The organism is Streptomyces sp. OR43 (assembly GCF_008042275.1).
In the GTDB taxonomy this organism is placed as follows: Bacteria; Actinomycetota; Actinomycetes; order Streptomycetales; family Streptomycetaceae; genus Streptomyces.
The window spans coordinates 511,626-530,544 of sequence record NZ_RDBK01000001.1; the positions used below are offsets into that span (position 1 = coordinate 511,626).

Annotated in this window: 13 protein-coding genes; 10 read left to right on the forward strand and 3 right to left on the reverse strand. The window is 72.5% G+C overall.

Going from position 1 to position 18,919, the window contains the following annotated elements:
- Nucleotides 1–44: 44 nt before the first annotated feature.
- The 6 genes from EAO72_RS02260 to EAO72_RS02285 all read left to right on the forward strand — a co-directional run bounded on the left by EAO72_RS02260 (nucleotide 45) and on the right by EAO72_RS02285 (nucleotide 11,169).
- Nucleotides 45–4,622, forward strand: coding sequence for a non-ribosomal peptide synthetase (locus tag EAO72_RS02260; protein WP_148015471.1), 4,578 nt, complete (start codon nucleotides 45–47; stop codon nucleotides 4,620–4,622).
- 5 nt (nucleotides 4,623–4,627) lie between these two features.
- Nucleotides 4,628–6,919 (forward strand): non-ribosomal peptide synthetase, encoded by a 2,292-nt coding sequence (locus EAO72_RS02265; protein WP_148015544.1) that lies wholly within the window; start codon nucleotides 4,628–4,630, stop codon nucleotides 6,917–6,919.
- Between the two features lie 28 nt (nucleotides 6,920–6,947).
- Nucleotides 6,948–8,219, forward strand: coding sequence for a cytochrome P450 (locus EAO72_RS02270; protein WP_148015472.1), 1,272 nt, complete (start codon nucleotides 6,948–6,950; stop codon nucleotides 8,217–8,219).
- Nucleotides 8,216–8,938: a thioesterase II family protein gene (locus tag EAO72_RS02275; protein ID WP_148015473.1), complete on the forward strand. Its 723-nt coding sequence runs from the start codon at nucleotides 8,216–8,218 to the stop codon at nucleotides 8,936–8,938. The genes EAO72_RS02270 and EAO72_RS02275 overlap by 4 nt, the downstream gene beginning before the upstream one ends.
- A 242-nt stretch (nucleotides 8,939–9,180) precedes the next feature.
- A complete protein-coding gene (locus tag EAO72_RS02280; RefSeq protein ID WP_148015474.1) occupies nucleotides 9,181–9,678 on the forward strand; it encodes a DinB family protein in 498 nt (165 codons plus the stop codon).
- Nucleotides 9,679–9,834: 156 nt separating this feature from the next.
- Nucleotides 9,835–11,169, forward strand: a complete 1,335-nt coding sequence (locus EAO72_RS02285) for a TerD family protein (RefSeq protein WP_148015475.1) — start codon at nucleotides 9,835–9,837, stop codon at nucleotides 11,167–11,169.
- Nucleotides 11,170–11,185: 16 nt separating this feature from the next.
- Here EAO72_RS02285 and EAO72_RS02290 read toward each other — a convergent pair whose 3' ends face one another.
- Nucleotides 11,186–12,358 (reverse strand): glycosyltransferase, encoded by a 1,173-nt coding sequence (locus EAO72_RS02290; protein ID WP_148015476.1) that lies wholly within the window; start codon nucleotides 12,356–12,358, stop codon nucleotides 11,186–11,188.
- A gap of 58 nt (nucleotides 12,359–12,416) precedes the next feature.
- Here EAO72_RS02290 and EAO72_RS02295 point away from each other — a divergent pair, with 58 nt between their 5' ends.
- Nucleotides 12,417–13,202 (forward strand): glutamate racemase, encoded by a 786-nt coding sequence (locus EAO72_RS02295; RefSeq protein ID WP_187284895.1) that lies wholly within the window; start codon nucleotides 12,417–12,419, stop codon nucleotides 13,200–13,202.
- Between the two features lie 69 nt (nucleotides 13,203–13,271).
- Nucleotides 13,272–13,835: a hypothetical protein gene (locus EAO72_RS02300; protein ID WP_148015477.1), complete on the forward strand. Its 564-nt coding sequence runs from the start codon at nucleotides 13,272–13,274 to the stop codon at nucleotides 13,833–13,835.
- A 14-nt stretch (nucleotides 13,836–13,849) separates the two neighbouring features.
- On the opposite strand, the gene EAO72_RS02305 is transcribed toward EAO72_RS02300, so the two are convergent.
- Entirely contained in the window at nucleotides 13,850–14,944 is a 1,095-nt protein-coding gene (locus EAO72_RS02305) for an O-antigen ligase family protein (RefSeq protein ID WP_261991276.1), read from the reverse strand.
- Between the two features lie 195 nt (nucleotides 14,945–15,139).
- Between EAO72_RS02305 and lnt the strand changes: the two genes are divergently transcribed.
- Both lnt and EAO72_RS02315 read left to right on the forward strand, forming a co-directional pair.
- Entirely contained in the window at nucleotides 15,140–16,735 is a 1,596-nt protein-coding gene (gene lnt / locus EAO72_RS02310) for an apolipoprotein N-acyltransferase (protein WP_148015479.1), read from the forward strand.
- A gap of 30 nt (nucleotides 16,736–16,765) precedes the next feature.
- Nucleotides 16,766–17,248 (forward strand): NUDIX hydrolase, encoded by a 483-nt coding sequence (locus EAO72_RS02315; protein WP_148015480.1) that lies wholly within the window; start codon nucleotides 16,766–16,768, stop codon nucleotides 17,246–17,248.
- Between the two features lie 58 nt (nucleotides 17,249–17,306).
- On the opposite strand, the gene EAO72_RS02320 is transcribed toward EAO72_RS02315, so the two are convergent.
- Nucleotides 17,307–18,695, reverse strand: a complete 1,389-nt coding sequence (locus tag EAO72_RS02320) for an MFS transporter (protein ID WP_187284896.1) — start codon at nucleotides 18,693–18,695, stop codon at nucleotides 17,307–17,309.
- Nucleotides 18,696–18,919 lie beyond the last annotated feature (224 nt).

Consider the following 18,919-nt stretch of genomic DNA (forward strand, 5'->3'; position numbering starts at 1 on the left):
GGCCAACTCCACCGACCCGTCCCCGCAGACAGAGTGAGGCGTCCATGCGACCGGCAACGCTGACAGCTGAACAGAGGGAACTGCTCAGCCGGCTGACGGAGCACGAGGCTCCGGCCAGTGCGCGCACCCGCATCCCCCGCTACGACGGGGACCGCACGAGCATGCCCCTGTCCTCCGTGCAACAGCGCATCTGGTTCTTCTACCGGCTGCAACCCGAAGCCACCGTGTACAACGTCGCGGGCGCGGCCCGGCTCCGCGGCCGGCTCGACGCGGAGCTGCTCCACCGCTGCCTGGGCGAGATCGTCGAACGGCACGAGATCCTGCGCACCACGTACGGGCAGACCGGCGGCATCCCCATACAGACGGTCCACCCCTTCACCGGCGTGGAGCTCCCCACGGTCGACCTCACCGGTCTGCCCGAAGCGGAGCGGGAGGCAGCGGCCCGGCGTCGCTGCCAGGAGGAGACCGACCGGCCCTTCGTCCTCGAACGCGACCCGATGCTGCGCCCGATGCTGCTGCGGCTGGCCGACGACGAACATCTGCTCCTCATCTGCCAGCACCACATAGCCACCGACGGCTGGTCGCTCAACGTCCTCATCCGGGAGCTGGGCGAGCGCTACGCCGCACACGTGCGCGGCGTTCCCGCCGACCTGCCCGAACTGCCGGTCCAGTACGGTGATTTCGCGGCCTGGCAGCGCGGCTGGCTGGACGACGCGGCGGTCCGGCGCCAGCTCGACTACTGGCGGGAGCGCCTCGACGAGACCCGCCTGGTGGACGTCGCCACGGGCCTGCCCCGGCCCACCGAGCTCAGCTGGTCCGGCGGCACCCTGGAGTACCGGATCGACCCCGAGACGGTGCGCCGCATCACCGAGGTGGCCGAGGCCGAACGGGCTACCCCGTACATGGCGTTGGTCGCGGCCCAGTCCCTCGTCCTCTCCCGCTGGAGCGGCCAGGACGACATCCTGATCGGCTGCCCCGTGGCCGGGCGCCGCCACGCCGAGCTGGAACACCTCGCGGGCTGCTTCATCAACGAGGTGGTCCTGCGCATGGACACCTCGGGCACCCCGACCTACCGGGACCTGCTCAGGCAGTCCAGGGACGCCTGCCTCAGCGCCTACGACCACCAGGACGTGTCGTTCGAGCGGATCATCGAAGCGGTCACGCCCGAGCGCGACGCCCTCGCGCGGATGCCCCTGGTGCGGCACCAGCTCGGCTTCCACAACGAACCGCACTGGAGCGCGCAGCTGCCGGGCCTCACCTTCACCATCGAGCCGCTGAGCACCAACACGGCACGCTTCGACCTGGAGGTGGACCTGTCGCCGGCCGATGACGGCGCCATCACCGGCACGGTCTACTTCTCCACCGACGCGTTCACCGAGGACGTCGTGGTGCGCATGCTGGACTCCCTGCGTACCGTCCTGGAGGAGGCCGGCCGGCAGCCGGACGTCCCCGCACGGGAACTCGCGGTGGTGGGCGCCGCCGAGCTGGCCCGGATCGGCTCCGGCCACCCCGCCCCCCGCCGCGAACAGGACGCGCCGGCCACGGTCCCCGCACTCTTCCAGGAGCAGGCCGGGCTGCGGCCCGACGAGACCGCCGTCCGGGCGGGCGACAGCAGCCTGACCTTCCGGCAGCTCGACGAGCGGTCCAACCGCCTCTCCTGGCTGCTCCGGGACCGGGGGGTGCTCCCGGACCAGCCGGTCGCCGTCTGCCTGCCGCCGTCCCCCGACCTCCTCGTCGCCCTGCTGGCCGTACTCAAGGCCGGCGCCCTGGCGGTGCCACTGCATCCGGGCTACCCCGTCGCGGACCTCAACGACGTCCTGCTCGACTGCTCCACCGGCCTCGTGCTCGTCGAGGGTGACGGTCCCGAAGGCCTCGACTCCATGGTCAGCCGCCTCGACGCCACGGGCGGACTCGGCGCGTGGCCGGCCGACCGCCCCGCGCTCACGCGGACGCCCGCGGACCGGGCCTTCGTCAACTACCCGCAGCCGGCGAACGGAACGCCCCGCGGCCTGGTCAACACCCACGCGGGCGTGACCCACCGCCTGCGCTGGGCGGCCTCGGCCTACGCGGAGACCGGCACGGACCGCCCCCACTGCCTGGTCACCGGAGCCGGTTTCGACCTCTCGCCCTGGGAGCTGTTGTGGGCCCCCGCCGCCGGCGGCAGCCTGACCCTGACCGGCCGGGAGGAACCGGTGGACCGGGCCGGGACGCCCGGCGACCCCGAGGTGAACACCCTGAGCTGCACCCCGTCCGAGCTGGCCGCACTGCTCGACACCGGCCTGCCGGGGAAAGCCCTGCGCCAAGTCGTCTGCCATGACGAGCGGCCCTGGCCGCAACTGGTGCGCCGGCTGCGGGCACGCGCGCCCGGCTGCCGCGTCCATCTGCAGTACGGCCCCGCGCACGCGGCGCTCGACGTCGTGGCCCAGCCCCTGCTGGCCGAGCACCGCACGGGCACCCTGTCCCAGGTCGGCGCGGAGGAACCCGGCGCCGTACCGCGGGTCCTGGACGCCTGCGGACTCCCGGTCCCGCTCGGTGTACCGGGTGAACTGTGCCTGGGCGGCGTTCCGTTGCCCGACGGAGTCCTCGGCCGCCCGAACGAGGACCGGGCCCTGTTCGCCGACGATCCGCTCCGGCCGGGCACCCGCCTGTTCCGCACCGGCCTGCGGGCCCGCAGGCTCCCGGACGGCACCCTCGACCCGCTCGGTGAGGACATCCGCGTCCACACCCACCAGGTCGAGCCGAGTGAGGTCGAGGCGATCCTGCACACGGCTCCGGAGGTCGAGCGCGCGCTGATCACGGCCAGGCCCGGACCGGGCGAGGAGACCGGCCTGACCGCCCATCTGACGCTGCTCCCGCAGGAGGGCGGCGACGGTGGCGACCCGGGCCGCGCCCGGTTCGCGGAGATCTACTCCACCCGGGCCGCGGAGGACGACCCGACCCTGAACCCGGCCGGCTGGAACAGCCCGCAGACCGGCGAGTACCTGACGGCCGCCGAGATGAAGGAGTGGGCCGACACCACCTTCCGCCGGATTCTCGCGCTGCGGCCCAGCGATGTCCTGGAGATCGGCTGCAAGACCGGCGCGCTGCTGTTCCGGCTGGCGCCGCGCTGCTCCGGATACACCGCCACGGACCTGTCGGCACACGCGTTGCAGCACATCCGCGACCACGGGGACTGGCTGGCCGACAAGGCGGACGAGGTACAGCTCCTGGAGCGGGCCGCGGACGACTTCGGGGCGTTGGCCGAGGGCAGCTTCGACACCGTCGTCCTGAACTCGCTGGTCCAGTACTTCCCCGACGCCGCCTATCTGGAGCGGGTCCTGGCAGGCGCGCTGCGGGCGTTGCGGCCCGGTGGCCATGTCTATCTCGGGGCCGTACGGAGCCTGCCGCTGCTCGGGCCGCTGCATCTGCCCGCCCAGCTGGCACTCCACGAAGCCGCGGACCCCGCCGACCGGCTGCGCGCGGCGGTGTCGGCCCGGGTCGCCCAGGAAGAGGAACTCTGCCTGGACCCGCGGTACTTCGCCGAGCTGGCCACCCGGCTCCCGGGTATCTCCGAGGTGTTCCTGCTCCCGAGGCTGAGCCGCCACCGCAACGAGCTCGGCGCCTACCGCTACGACGCCGTCCTGCGGGCCGGTACGCCTGTCGCGCCCGGGACTCCGGACCTCACCCTGGACTGGCAGGCCGATGGCCTGACCGCCGACGCGCTCGCCGGGCTCCTGCGGGAGCGGACTCCGCAGCGGCTGCTGCTCGGTGCCGTGCCGGACAGCAGGGTGCACACCCGGCTGCGTGCGTGTGCGGAGCTCCTGGAGGGCCGTACCGGCACGGTCTCCGACACCACCGCGGCCCTCGCCCCCCGAAGCCAGGGCCCCGGCTCCCCGGTCGACCCCCACACCTTGACCACGCTCGCCGCACGGGAGGGCTACGCCGCGACCGTGCAGTACGGCGCGGACCCCGCCGACGGCACGGTGACGGTCCTGCTCACCCGGAGCGCCGAAGCGGGCAGCGGCGAAGCGGGCGCCGGCACGGAGCTGCCGACCGGGTTCGGGCAGCGGCCGAAGGGTGAGGGAGTCGACGCCGGGCCGCAGCGGTACAACGACCCGTCGACGGTCGCCCGGGGCCGTGCGGCCGTCGCACGGGTCCGCCGTCACCTGCAGCAGCGGCTGCCCGTCCACGCCGTGCCGCCGGACCTCCTGGTGATCCCCGGCTTCCCGCTGGGCAGGTCCGGAGCCGTCGACGCCACGGCGCTGCCCGACCCGGATCCGACAGCCGCCGCCGACGCGCACAAGGCACCGAGCACGGAGACGGAGTCCAGGCTCGCCGTCATCTGGTCGGCGGCGCTCGGGGTGGACCGGGTCAGTGTGCACGCCGACTTCTTCGCTCTGGGCGGCCACTCCCTGATGGGCTCGGAGATCATGGAGCGGGTCCGCCACGAGTACCAGGTCGACGTGCCTCTCGGGCTGCTCTTCGGATCACCGACGATCGCCGCCGTCGCGTCCTATGTCGACGAGCAACTGGCCAAACCCCGCGAGGCCGTCGCACCCATCCAGCGCGTCGACCGCTCCTCGCTCCGGCGGCGACGCGCCCGGATCCCGGCCGGCACCGCCCCTTCGAAGGAGACCCCGTGACCCCCATGACGGAATCGCAGCAACGCGCCACGCCGGGTCCTTCGGGTGGTGGAACCGCTCTCGGACTCGCCGCCGCCGCGGCTGTCGCCGTGGCGGTCCTGCACCGGTGCACGCTTCAGGAGACCGTGCGGCTCTCCTACCCGGACGGTGAGGACGAAGGCGTGCTCGAACTCGACGTCTCCGCCGATCCGACCCTCGCCGGTCTGCTCGCCGAGATCCGCACGGCCCTGTCCGCCCCCGACCGGGAGGCGGCCGAGGACGCCGACCCCGGAGCCACCGTGGACCTGCGGCTCAGCGGGGACGCCGGGCCGCCGGAGCAGCGCGTCGGATTCGGTGCAGCCGTCCGCTTCGACGGCTGGTGGGTTTCGGCCGGCGCGACCGCGCCGCCCGTGGACCTCGCCCGGCTCCTCGCCACGGCTGCCGGGGCGCTGAACGCCGGTGAGTCCTCTTTGCTGTCGGCCCTTCCCCTGGCCGACGACGACGGATATCTGGTCGGCGGTCTGGCGGGGTCCGGTCACGCCGCGGCGCCGGCCCGGCCCGTGCACGTACTCGTCCAGGACCAGGCGGAGCGGACTCCGGACGCCGTGGCCGTGAGCTGTGCGGGACAGCAGCTGACGTACCGCGCGCTGGTGGGCCGTGCCGACCGGCTCGCGCACCGGCTCATGGCGCGGGGCGCGGGCCCGGGGCACGTGGTCGGCGTGCTTGCCGAGCGGTCGCCGGAGCTGGTCGTGGCCCTGCTCGCGATCCTCAAGGCCGGTTCCGCGTACGCCGCGTTCGAACCGGACCTGCCCACCCAGCGGCTGCACCGGCTCCTTGATGACGCCGGGGTCCGCCTCCTCGTCGCGCAGGACAGGTTCGGCACGCACGCGCCGGCCGGCATGTGCGTGGTGCCCGTCGCCGAGGACACCGCCGCCGGGGTATCGGCGCCCGTCTCGGCCGGCGTGGCGCCCTCCGCGGTGGCGTACGTCAGCTTCACCTCCGGCTCCACCGGTGTTCCCAAGGGCGTCCGGGTGCCGCACGCCGCGGTCTCCCGGCTGGTCGTCGAGCCGGACTGGGCCAAGTTCGGGCCGGACGACGTGTTCCTGCAGCTCGCCCCGGTCGCCTTCGACGCCTCGACCTTCGAGATCTGGACGCCCCTGGTCAACGGCGGGCGGCTGGCCGTTCACCCGCCGGGCCCGCTGTCCACGGAACAGCTCGCCACCACCCTGGCGGACGAGCGCGTCACGGTCGCCTGGATGACCGCGGGCCTGTTCCATCAGATGGCCGGCCGGCACCTGGACGCCTTCGCGGGCCTCCGGCACGTCGTGGCCGGCGGGGACGTCGTGTCGGCGACGCAGGTGCGCCGGCTGCTGGAGGCCCATCCGGGACTGGTGTTCACCAACGGGTACGGTCCCACCGAGAACACCACGTTCACCGCCTGCTGGACCTCCACGGAGGCACCGGCCGGCCGGACGGTCCCGCTCGGCCGGCCCGTCAGCGGTACCCGGGTCCTGGTCCTCGACCCCGAGCTGCGTCCCGTCCCGGTGGGTGTGCCGGGCGAGCTCTACGCGGGCGGCGAGGGCCTCGCCCACGGGTATGCCGGGCGGCCGGGCGCGACCGCCGAACGCTTCGTCCCCGATCCGTTCGCCCCGGCCCCCGGCGGCGGGCGGCTGTACCGCACCGGCGACCTCGTACGACGCCTCCCCGACGGGAACCTGGAGTTCCTGGGCCGCGCCGACCGGCAGCTCAAGATCCAGGGATACCGGGTGGAGCCGGGCGAGATCGAGGCGGTGCTCGCCCGGCACGAGGACGTACGGCAGACCGTCGTGGTGGCACAGGACGACGGCGCCGGAGGCAAACGCCTTCTCGCCTACATCACCGCCGAACGGCCTGAGGACGACAGCCCCGCCGCACTCGGACTGCGCCTGCGCGAGTGGCTCCGCGGCGAACTGCCCGGCTACATGGTGCCGTGGGCGATCCTGCCCCTGGCCGCACTGCCGCTGAACCGCAACGGCAAGGTGGACCGCGCAGCCCTGCCCACCGCCCGCAGGACGGCCCGTGCGCTGCCCACCGAGTACCTGGCCCCCACGAACCCCACCGAGGACGCCGTGGCGCAGGAGTGGGCGGATCTCCTGGGCGTCGAACCGGTGGGCCTGGACGACGACTTCTTCGAGCTGGGCGGCCATTCACTCATCGCGGCCGACCTGCTCGGCCGGCTCGGTGACCGCTTCGGCGTGGAACTGTCCGCGCGCACGCTCTATCTGCACCCGACCGTTGCCGAACTGGCAGCGGAGATCGACGGCCGCCTGACCGCCTGACGCGTAGTTGAGAGAGAGGCCACACCGAATGAAGCTCAGCCAGCCGGCTCCGCCCGAGTCCATCGACCTGGACGCCGTCGATCTGACCGATTCCGTCCTCTACGGGGAAGGCGACCCGCACTCCATCTGGAATGCCATGCGCCACCGCGACCCCGTGCGGTGGCAACAGGTCGACGACACCCTGGGATTCTGGTCCGTGACCAAGTTCGAGGACGCCGACCTGGTCCTGCGTGACCACACCAGCTTCACCTCGCAGCGCGGCACGATGCTCTTCCTCCTCGGCAAGGAGGATCCCGCGCGTGGCCGCCAGATGGCGGCCACCGATCCGCCGCGTCACACCCGGATGCGGGTGCCCATGCAGCGGGCCCTCACCAACAAGCAGGTGGAGAAGTACCAGGGCGCGGTCACCGGCGAGGTGCAGCGGCTGCTCGCCCCGGCGTTCACCGGCGAGCCGTTCGACTTCGCCGAGGCCATGATGCGGCTGCCCATGGCCACGGCGGGCACCATGATGGCGCTGCCGCGCGAGGACTGGTCCCGGCTGACCGAGCTGACGACCATGTCGGTCGCGCCGGACGACCCCGAGTTCGCCGGGGCGGGCGGCTCCAACTCCACGCTCCAGGCCGCCCACCGGGAACTCTTCGCCTACTTCCACGACATCCTGCGCGAGCGCCGGGACAACCTGGGCGACGACCTCATCAGCCTGCTCCTCGGCATGGAGATCGACGGCCGTGCCCTGGAGACCGGCGCGATCCTCTCCAACTGCTACAGCCTGATCCTCGGCGCCAACGTCACCACGCCCTTCGTCCCGACGGGAGCGCTGGCGGCGGTGATCGGCACCCCGGTCTGGGACGACTGGCGGTCGAGCCCCAAACTGCTCAACACCGGTGTGGACGAAGCGCTGCGCTGGTCCTCACCGGCCAACCACTTCATGCGGTACGCGCTGCACGACATCGAGATCCGCGGAAAGAAGATCCGCGCCGGGGACGCGGTGGTCGTCTGGCTCGGATCGGCCAACCGCGACGCCGACATCTTCGACCGGCCCTTCGAGTTCGACATCCACCGCAAGCCCAACCGCCACATGGCCTTCGGCAGCGGGGCCCACTACTGCGTCGGTCACACCGTCGCCCGGATGAGCCTGAAGGTGCTGTTCACCGAGCTCTTCACCAACTTCGAGGCGTTCGAGTTCGCCGGCGAGCCCCAGCATCTGCACTCCAACTTCGTGGCCGGCATCAAGCACATGCCACTGGTCGCCACGGTCCGCGCCGGGGCCGAGCCCGCCTATGCGGGAGTGGCCGAATGAGCGCCTCACCCTGGTTCCTGCGCGAGCCGTCCCCGGAGAGCGCCGCACGGCTGTTCTGCCTGCCCTACTCGGGCTGCGGCGCCAGCATGTACCGCAAGTGGCCGCGGTTCCTGGGCGACGTGGAGATCGTTCCGGTGCAGCCGCCGGGCCGTGAGAACCGCTTCCGGGAGGAGGCGTACAAGACGTACGAGGCGCTGGCGGACGACCTGGTCGAGGTGCTGCTCCCTTACCTCGACCGGCCGTTCGGCCTGTTCGGGCACTGCGGGTCCGCGCTGCCCGGCTACGAGACCGCCGTCCGGCTGCAGGAACGCGGATATCCCGCGCCGGCCCGGCTCTTCGTCTCCTCCCAGATCGCCCCGCACGACGGACCCCACGGCCGCTTCCTGGAGATGACGGACGCCGAACTGGCCGACGAGGTGCACACCCTGATCGTGGAGCTGGGCGGAAAGCCGCGTCCGGACCTGGTCGAGCTGAGCCTTGAGATCCTCCGCGCCGACGTGGAGACGAACAAGCGCTACCACCCGGCCGAACCCGTCAGGCTTCCCTGCCCCATCACCGCGCTCGGCTGGGACCAGGACGCCGAGGTCGACCACCGCCTGATGGGTTCCTGGACCGACTGCGGCGAAACCACGTTCCGGGTCCTGGAGGGCCCGCACTACCGCTTCATGGAAGCGCCGGCCGAACTCATGGACACCCTGCTCGCCGGTCTCACGCCCTGAATCGGGGCGATACCCGGCAACGTCCGTGAACGAGAAGGCCGAGGGGTTGCGCCGCCCCTCGGCCCGTCCGGCCGTTCTGCGCCGGCCACCTCGGCGCTCCGAAGCCAATTCGCCGCTGCCCGGCGCCCGTAAACGGGTTCGGGCCCGGTGTCATCCACCACGGAACCGTTGCCCGCCGCCACATCTCCGTTTATGAACGGAATGCGCTCGTTCAGGCGCACGCGGTATGCGAACATCACCTAATGACACGTACCGATATGCCGTCCTCCTGGGACGAGCGCACCATGCTGGCGACCTTTCTCGACTACGCGCGAGCCACGGCGATCGCCAAGTGCACCGGCGTGGAGGAGGCCGGGAAGGCGCCTCTCCCGGCCTCGCCGCTGATGACCCTGGGCGGTCTCCTCAGCCACCTCAGGTGGGTCGAGTACTGGTGGGTGCAGGTCATCTTCCTCGGGGAGGACGACCACGGACCCTGGACGGAGGAGGACCCCGACCGGGAAATGCGTATCGGCGCGGAGATTCCCCTTGCCACTTTGGTGGAGGAATACGAGGCGCAGAGCGCGCGCTACCGCGAATTGATCGCGGCGACCGATCTGACGGTTACGGCCAAGCGCCCGGTGAGGGACGACGTGCACGTAACTCTGGGATGGATCGTGATGCATCTGATCGAGGAGACGTCACGGCACAACGGGCATATCGACATTCTGCGTGAACTCGTCGACGGAACCGTCGGCGATTGACGGCCCGGGCGATTCCGGCCGGGGTGCCGCCGCACGACGTCAGGCGGTTCCGCGCGGGCTGCCCGAGGTCCACGCGGCTGTTCCCGCACCCCTGTGGGCCTCGTGACGGGACGGGCATTAGGTTGACCGGGAGATGTCTCGGCAGCCGGACTCGCGATGGGGGCGAGCATGACCATGCTAAAGGGAACCAATGTTCCAGTGGCGGCTCAGGCCGTGCGCGTCGAACTGGGGTGGCGCGCCGCCCCCGGGACTCCGGACGTGGACGCCTCGGCGCTCCTTCTCCTCGGTTCCGGAAAGGTGCGCAGCGACGCGGACTTCGTCTTCTACAATCAGCCGTCCCATGCTTCCGGTGCGGTACGGCACGAGGGCAAGCGCACCGCTGCCGGAGCGGCCACCGACACGCTCGCCGTCGACCTTGCCAGGGTCGAGCCCGCCGTCGACCGCGTGGTCCTGGCAGCCTCCGCCGACGGCGGTTCCTTCGGCCGGGTGAGCGGCCTCTACGTACGGGTCACGGACGCGGCGAACGGCGCGGAACTGGCGCGTTTCGACAGTACCGACGCCACGGTCGAAACCGCCTTCATCCTCGGCGAGCTCTACCGGCGGCAGGGCGCCTGGAAGTTCCGGGCCGTGGGCCAGGGGTACGGGACCGGACTCGAAGGACTCGCCACGGACTTCGGGATCTCCGTGGACGAACCGCAGCAGCCCGCACGGGCGCCTCAGCCCCAACCGCCCCACCCGGCAACGCGGGTCGCCGCCACGCCGCCTCCGCCGCAGTACGCCCAGCCGACGCTCGCCGCCCCGATGGCCCCGCCGGTACCTCCCGCGCCCCCGGCGCCGCCCGTCGCCCAGCCGGTCCGCCTCACCAAGGTGACGCTCACGAAAGAGGCGCCCTCCGTCTCGCTCGCGAAGCAGGGCGGCACCTCGGGAGCCATGCGCGTCAACCTCAACTGGGAAGTGCGCAAGCAGTTCAAGGGGTGGGGCAGCAAACTCGGCAGGGCCGTCGCGCACCACGCGGATCTCGACCTCGACCTCTGCGCCCTCTACGAACTGACCGACGGCCGCAAGGGAGTGGTGCAGGCCCTCGGAAACGCCTTCGGCGCCCTCCACCAGCCGCCGTACGTCCAGCTCGACGGCGACGACCGGACGGGCGCCGTGGCCTCCGGGGAGAACCTGACGATCAACCTCGACCAGAAGGCCAGGATCCGCCGGCTCCTGATCTTCGTCACCATCTACGAAGGCGCCCGGAGTTTCGCGGACCTGCACGCCACCGTCACCCTCCAGCCGCAGCACGGCATGGCGATCGACTTCTCGCTCGACGAATGCACCGTTCCCTCGACGGTCTGCGCGCTCGCGCTCATCACCAACACGGGCACCGACCTCACCGTGCAGCGCGAGGCCCGCTACCTCGTGCCGCAGCGTGGAGTGAGCCCCCAGCGCACCATCGACCAGGCGTACGGCTGGGGCATGAACTGGACGCCCGGCCGCAAATGACGCCGGACGACGACGGTCACTGATCCGGTGCGGCCTCGGGCCGGGCGTACGTACGCCCCTTCCAGGCCGCACCCCGGCCGCGGTAGTGCTGCACCGCGGAATCGACCGTCATCAGCAGATACAGCAGCGCCGTGAACGGCAGCAACGGGGCGAGCCACAGCGACTGCCGGTAGTAGCCCAGCACCGGCATGTACGTCCCGGCCATCACGGCCCAGGCCGCGCCCCCGGCCCACGCGGCCGGGGGATCACCGGCCAGCAGCCCCGCCGCGAGCGTCACGGGCGGCGCCAGGTAGACGACCGCGAGGCCGAGCACCGTACCGAGCAGCACCAGCGGATGGTGCCGCAGCTGGGCGTACGCGCTCCGCGAGACCATGCGCCACAGGTCGGCCAGGCGCGGATACGGCCGCACGCTGTCCACCCGCTCCGCGAGCCCGAGCCAGATCCGGCCCCCGCTGCCCTGCACCGCCCGGGCCAGGGACACGTCGTCGATCACCGCCTGCCGGATCGACTCGGGCACCCGTGCCCGCACCGCGGCCTCGGTCCGCAGCAGCACACAGCCGCCCGCCGCTGCCGCCGTCCGCGCCCCCGCCCGGTTCACCCACCGGAACGGATAGAGCTGGGAGAAGAAGTAGACGAAGGCCGGCACGACCAGCCGCTCCCAGACGCTCTCCACCCGCAGCCGCGCCATCTGCGAGACCAGATCGAAGCCGCCAGACCCGGCTGCCGCCACCAGCTCCCGGAGACTGTCCGGCTCGTGCGCGATATCGGCGTCCGTGAGCAGCAGGTACTCGGGCTCCCGGGACCGGGCCAGCGCGATCCCGTGCCGGAGCGCCCAGAGCTTGCCCGTCCAGCCGGGTTCCGGCTCCCCGGGAGACACGACGGTGACCGGCAGCCCTCCGCAGCGCACGGCGAGCGCGCGGGCGAGCGCGCCGGTGCCGTCCTTGCTGCAGTCGTCCACCAGGATGATCTCGGCGTGTCCCGGGTAGTCCTGCGCCAGCAACGACGGCAGGCTCACCGGCAGCATGTCGGCCTCGTCACGCGCGGGCACGACGATGGCGACCGACGGCCACCGTGCCGGGGCCGCGCGGCTCGGCAGCCGCTGGTCGGTCCGCCAGAAGAACCCCTGGCCCAGCAACAGCCACACCCACGCGACAAGCGAACCCACGGCGATCCAGGCAACGGCGCTCATTGGCCGAAGTCTGCCCCACTGAGCAGGGACCGCAAGGGCGGTCGACTATGGTGACCGGGTGAAGATCGCGCTCATGGACTCCGGAATCGGCCTGCTCGCCGCCGCCGCCGCAGTACGCCGGCTGAGGCCGGACGCCGATCTCGTACTCTCCTCCGACCCCGGCAGCATGCCCTGGGGGCCCCGCACGCCCGAAGACGTCACGGCACGCGCCCTCGCCGTCGCCCGGGCCGCCGCGGAGCACCGGCCCGACGCGCTGATCGTCGCCTGCAACACGGCGTCCGTGCACGCACTGGCCACGCTCCGGGCCGATCTGGAGCCCGGGCTTCCGGTCATCGGGACCGTCCCCGCGATCAAGCCGGCCGCCGCGGCGGGCGGCCGGGTCGCCATCTGGGCGACCCCGGCCACCACCGGCAGCCCGTACCAGCGCGGACTGATCCGGGACTTCGCCGGGTCCGCCGCCGTCACCGAGGTGCCGTGCCCCGGACTGGCCGACGCCGTGCAGTACGCGGACGAGGCCGGGATCGAGAAGGCCCTGGCCGCGGCCGCCGCGCTCACCCCCGCCGATGTGCAGACCGTCGTGCTGGGCTGCACCCACTACGAGCTCGTCGCCGAACGCATCCGCGGCGCCGTCCAGCAGCCCGGCCGGCCACCCGTCGTCCTGCACGGCTCCGCGGGCGCCGTCGCCGCCCAGGCCCTGCGCCGGATCGGGGCCGAGCCCGCTCCGTCGGCCGAACCGTCCGGATCGCTCGTCGTCCTCCTCGGCGGGCAGCCGTCCGAGCTCCCGGGAGCCGCCCTGGCCTACGCGGAAGGGCGCGGGCTCGCCGCCGTCAGTACCGCCCGCTGACCGTCCGGCGACCCGACGGGAGCCGTTGGACCCATCCCCTCGCGCGGATTCTTCAGTACGCTGCTTGGCATGGAGGACCACCCCCGAAAGCCGGCGCGAACCGGTGCCGACACCCATACCGCCGTCTGGATCGGCCGGGCCACCAACCGGACCCAGTGGGTGCTCGCGGCCGCCGGCGCCGCCTGCCTGGCGCTCGGCATCCAGCTCGCCGTCAGCTCCACCTGGACCTCCGGCATCGCCCCGCTGCTGATGTCGGTGATCGGCTGCGTGGCGGCCGGGCTGCTCATGCTGTTCGGCACCCTCGCCTTCGTGAACGTGGCGGTCCGGGTCGACGGTGACGCCCTCGAAGTGCGCTGCGGCCACATGGGCCTGCCGCGCCGCCGGATCCTGCTCACCCACGTGGTCGGCGCGGAGTTCGCTCCCCAGGTCACCCCTCGCCAGTGGGGAGGCTGGGGCTACCGCTGGCGCCCCGAGCAGGGCACGGCCGTGGTCGTGCGCCGGGGCGAGGGGCTGGTGCTCAGGCTCGGTGACGGCAGGACCTTCACGGTTACGGTCGACGACGCCGAGGCGGGCGTCCGGTTCATCCGCGACCGCCTCCACCTGCCGTCCACGGGAGCTCCGGCCGGGGCTTGACCGGCCCCGGGCCCTCACCGCGCGGCCGGGCCGGACTGTGGTTCATGTGCGGGCACATCGTCGCCGCCGTGCGCGGACCGTGCGCCGCCGTGGCCGCCATCGATCGGCCGCCTGGCCGACGCCAGCCCCGCGAGCAGGCCCGCCCCCGCGGTCACCGGGGTGAAGCTCAGCGCGTTGCCGACACTCGCCAGCACGGCCAGTGCCGTGAGCGCGGCCGCGGCGGTCAGTGCGACCGCCGTGCTGCGCGGCGAGCGCCACAGGACGTACAGCAGCCAGCCGAACGCGGCTGCCAGCAGCACCACCCCCACCAGCCCCTGCTCGGCCGCCTGCTGCAGCGCGGCCGAGTGCGGCTTGCCGTCCGAGCCGAGGACCTGCTGTGCGGTGGGGCTCAGCTCGGCGAACCGGTCGGGGCCGACGCCCAGCACCGGGTGGTCGTCCGCCAGCCGCGCGGCCTCCTCCCACAGCTGTACCCGGTTGGTGGTGAGCGGGCCTTCCAAGGAGACGGTGAGGCCGTCGGGCAGAGCGTCCTCGGCCACCGCCCACGTCGCCCCGACCGCCAGACCGGCAGCCAGCGCGAGGCCCGCGAGACCGAGCAGCCGGCCGCGCATCCTGGCCGCCGCCAGGGAACAGAGCAGAACGCCGACCGCCGCCGCGAACCCGGCGACGGAGCCGAGCCCCAGCGAGGCGCAGGCCGCGCCCAGAGCCAGCAGGCGAAGCGTGAACCGCAGCGATGCCCGCCGGGCAGCGGCCGCCGCGCAGCAGGCCGCACCGGCCGCCAGCACCAGCAGTGCGGCGGACGCGCCGGTGTGCCCGGGCGCCGTCTCCACGGTGGCCGTCGCGSCGGGCATGCCATGGCGCCAGACGAGCGTCATGACGACAGCGGCCAGGGCGGCGACGCTCGCCGCCGCCACCGGCAGCAGCGTGCCGCAGATACGCCCGCAGGCGAATCCCGCCGCGACGGCGAGCAGCGCGAGCAGCACCCCTTCGGGCCGGGTCTCGCGTCCGGCCGCACTGATCAGCGACCAGATCGCACAGGCGGCGAGGATCAGCGCCCCGGCGGCGTCCGACGCACTGCCGCCCTCGGGCCCCCGCTCTGCAGATGCAGCCACCACGTCCGTCCCCCGGCCTGTGACCGTCCCGTCCGCGAGGGCCGGATCCGGCCCGGTCGGCGGGGGACTGGCGCACAGGTTAACGGCCACGGCGGTCATATGTGCAGAAGATGCGGAGAAACGATCCGGCAGCGGGTGTTCCGTCACGGGGACGGGGCTCCCCGGGCACCCGTCCACCACCGTAGACTCCGCCGGGTGAGCACCACCATCGCCCAGGTCGGCGACCCGCAGATGCCTGACTCCGCCCCCCGGGCCCGCCGCCTGCTGCCGCGCCTCGCACGGCCCGCCGCCGCCCTGCTCTCCGGGGTGCTGCTCTACGCGAGCTTCCCGCCCCGGCCACTGTGGTGGCTGGTCCTGCCCGGCTTCGCCCTGCTCGGCTGGGTGCTGTACGAGCGCCGGTTCCGCGCCGCGTTCGGTCTCGGCCTGCTCGCCGGACTCGGCTTCATGCTGCCCCTGCTGCACTGGACGGGCGAAGAGGTCGGGCCGGTGCCGTGGCTGGCCCTCGCCGCGGCGGAGGCGCTGTTCATCGCCGTGGGCTGCATCGGCATCTCCGCCGTGTCCCGGCTCGCCGGCTGGCCGCTCTGGGCGGCCGCGGTCTGGACACTCGACGAGGCGCTCCGTGCCCGCGTGCCGTTCGGCGGTTTCCCCTGGGGCAAGATCGCGTTCGGGCAGGCCGACAGCGTGTTCCTGCCGCTCGCGGCGCTGGGCGGCACCCCGCTCCTGTCCTTCGCCGTGGTGCTGTGCGGCTTCGGCCTCTTCGAGGCGGTCCGCCGCTTCCGTATCCACCGCACGACGGGCGAACTGCCCCGGCTCGCCGCCGCCGCGACCGCCGCCGCCGTCCTCGTTCCGGTCGCCGCGGCCCTCGCATCGCTGCCGCTGGTGGACGACTCGGCCGAGGACGGCACCGCGACCGTCGCCGCGATCCAGGGCAACGTGCCGAGGCTCGGCCTCGACTTCAACTCCCAGCGCCGCGCCGTCCTGGACAACCACGCCAACCGCACCGAGCAGCTCGCCCGGGACGTGAAGGCGGGCAAGGTCCCGCAGCCCGACTTCGTCCTGTGGCCGGAGAACTCCTCCGACCTCGACCCCTACCGCAACGCCGACGCGAGGATCGTCATCGACGACGCGGTGAAGGCGATCGGTGTGCCGACCGTCGTCGGCGCGGTCGTCGAGCCGGACACCGGCAACCTGCGCAACACCCTCATCCAGTGGGACCCGGACAAGGGACCCGTGGACACGTACGACAAGCGCCACATCCAGCCGTTCGGCGAGTACATGCCGATGCGGTCCTTCGTCCGGATCTTCAGCTCGGACGTCGACCGGGTGCAGCGCGACTTCGGTCCCGGAAAGAAGGTCGGCGTCTTCGACCTGGCGGGTACCTCCGTCGGGCTGGTCACCTGCTACGAGGCCGCGTTCGACGACGCCGTGCGCGACACGGTCGAGCACGGCGCCCAGATGATCGCCGTCCCCAGCAACAACGCCACCTTCGGCCGCAGCGAGATGACCTACCAGCAGCTCGCCATGTCCCGGGTACGCGCGGTCGAGCACAGCCGCTCCGTGGTCGTCCCGGTCACCAGCGGCGTCAGCGCGGTGATCCGCCCGGACGGCACGGTCGTCCGGAAGACGAAGATGTTCACGCCGGACGCTCTGGTGGACGAGGTGCCGCTGCGTTCCTCGCTGACCCCGGCGACCCGGATGGGCCCGCTCCCCGAGGGCCTGCTGGCCCTGCTCGCGGTGATCGGCCTCGGCTGGGTGGGAACGCGGGCGGTGCGCGCCCGGCGGGCTCGCTGAGCAGGCAGGCACGCCACGTAGGGTCGGGGCATGGCCATTCCTGACTTCATCCGCGAGATCCGTGCCACGGCGGGTCAACAGCTGCTCCTGCTGCCCGGCGTCACCGCCGTCGTCTTCGACGACGAGGGCAGGGTGCTGCTCGGGCGACGCGCCGACACCGGCAAGTGGTCGGTGATCGGAGGCATCTGCGAGCCCGGGGAGCAGCCCGCGACGACGGCGGAGCGCGAGGTGTACGAGGAGACGGCCGTGCACTGTGTGGCGGAGCGGGTGGTGCTCACCCAGGCTCTGCCTCCCGTGCAGTACGAGAACGGCGACCGCTGCCAGTACCTGGACGTCACCTTCCGCTGCCGGGCCACCGGCGGAACGGCCCGGGTCAACGACGACGAGTCGCTGGAAGTGGGCTGGTTCCACGTCGACGCGCTGCCCCCGTTGCAGGAGTTCGCGCTCTTCCGGATCAAGCAGTCGATGACCGACGGCCCCACCTGGTTCGAGGCATCCACCCCGCAGACGTGAGGCAGGGGCCGGGTGGCGTGCGCCACCCGGCCCCCGGACCGTCGCGGATCAGCAGACGCTACGCACCACTGCGTGCCGCATCCACGGGCTTATCGGCCGACACGTCCCGCGCGGGACCGGCATCCATGTCCGCCAGATCCCGGTGCCGGGTCTCCTTCGCACAGACGACGGCCAGCACGGTGATGAGCGCCGCTGCGATCACGTACAGCGCGATCGGTGTCGAACTGTCGTAGTCGGCGAGCAGCGCGGTGGCGATGAGCGGCGCCGGGGCGCCGGCCGCGACGGACGAGAACTGCGCACCGATCGACGCACCCGAGTACCGCATCCGGGTCGCGAACAGTTCGGAGAAGAAGGCGGCCTGCGGTGCGTACATCGCCCCGTGGAAGAACAGCCCGACGGTGACGGCGAGGAGCAGGCTCCCGAAGCTCCGGCTGTCGATCAGCGCGAAGAACGGGAACATCCAGAGCCCCACCCCGACCGCGCCGACCAGGTAGACGGGCCTGCGTCCCACCCGGTCCGACAGCGCGCCCCACAGCGGAATGACGGCGAAGTGGATCGCCGACGCGATGAGAACGGCGTTGAGCGCCGTCTGCTTGCTCAGATCGGCCGATGTCGTCGCGTAGACGAGGATGAACGCCGTGATGACGTAGTAGCTGATGTTCTCCGCCATCCGGGCGCCCATCGCGATCAGCACGTCGCGCCAGTGGTGGCGCAGCACGGCCACGACCGGCAGCTTCTCCGTCGCTCCGGAGGCGGCCCTGCGCTCCTCGGCCTGTGCCAGCGCGGCCTTGAACAACGGCGATTCATCGACAGACAGACGAATCCACAAACCGATGATCACCAGCACCCCGGAGAGCAGGAACGGGATGCGCCAGCCCCAGGCCTCGAAGGCCGAGTCCGACATGAGCGCGGTGAGCGCGGACAGCACTCCGGTGGCGAGCAGCTGCCCGGCCGGTGCACCGGTCTGCGGCCACGAGGCCCAGAACCCGCGGCGCTTCGCGTCGCCGTGCTCCGACACCAGCAGCACGGCTCCGCCCCACTCACCGCCGAGGGCGAAGCCCTGCACCAGCCGCAGGACGGTGAGCAGGACGGGAGCGGCGACCCCGACGGTGGCGTGCGTCGGCAGGAGCCCGATCGCGAAGGTGGCCCCGCCCATCATCAGCAGACTGAGCACCAACAGCTTCTTGCGTCCGAGCCGGTCGCCGTAGTGCCCGAAGACCAGTGCGCCGATCGGCCGGGCGGCGAAGCCGACCGCGTACGTGAGGAAGGACAGCAGGGTTCCGACGAGCGGCTCGGAGTCCGGGAAGAACAGCTTGTTGAAGACCAGGGCGGCCGCTGAGCCGTACAGAAAGAAGTCGTACCACTCGATGGTGGTGCCGATGAGGCTGGCGGCGACGATGCGGCGGAGGTTGGAGGCAGGCGGGGGAGCGGTTGCTGGGGTGGCCATGGATACCACTTCCGGGCGGTTGGCGGGGACGTTGCTGTGTCGCCACACCGTAGGAATGGCCAGGTCAGGGGCATATGTGGCCGGACACCATAGTTCGGGTTGCCGGTGTGCGGGCAGGTGCTACGGGGGAGGGGGTTCGAGCCCGTTTTCGCGCCCCCACACCGCGCCTGCCCGACTGGACCCGCGGCATGACGACCGGGCACAAGGCGACCGGTACCGCTGCC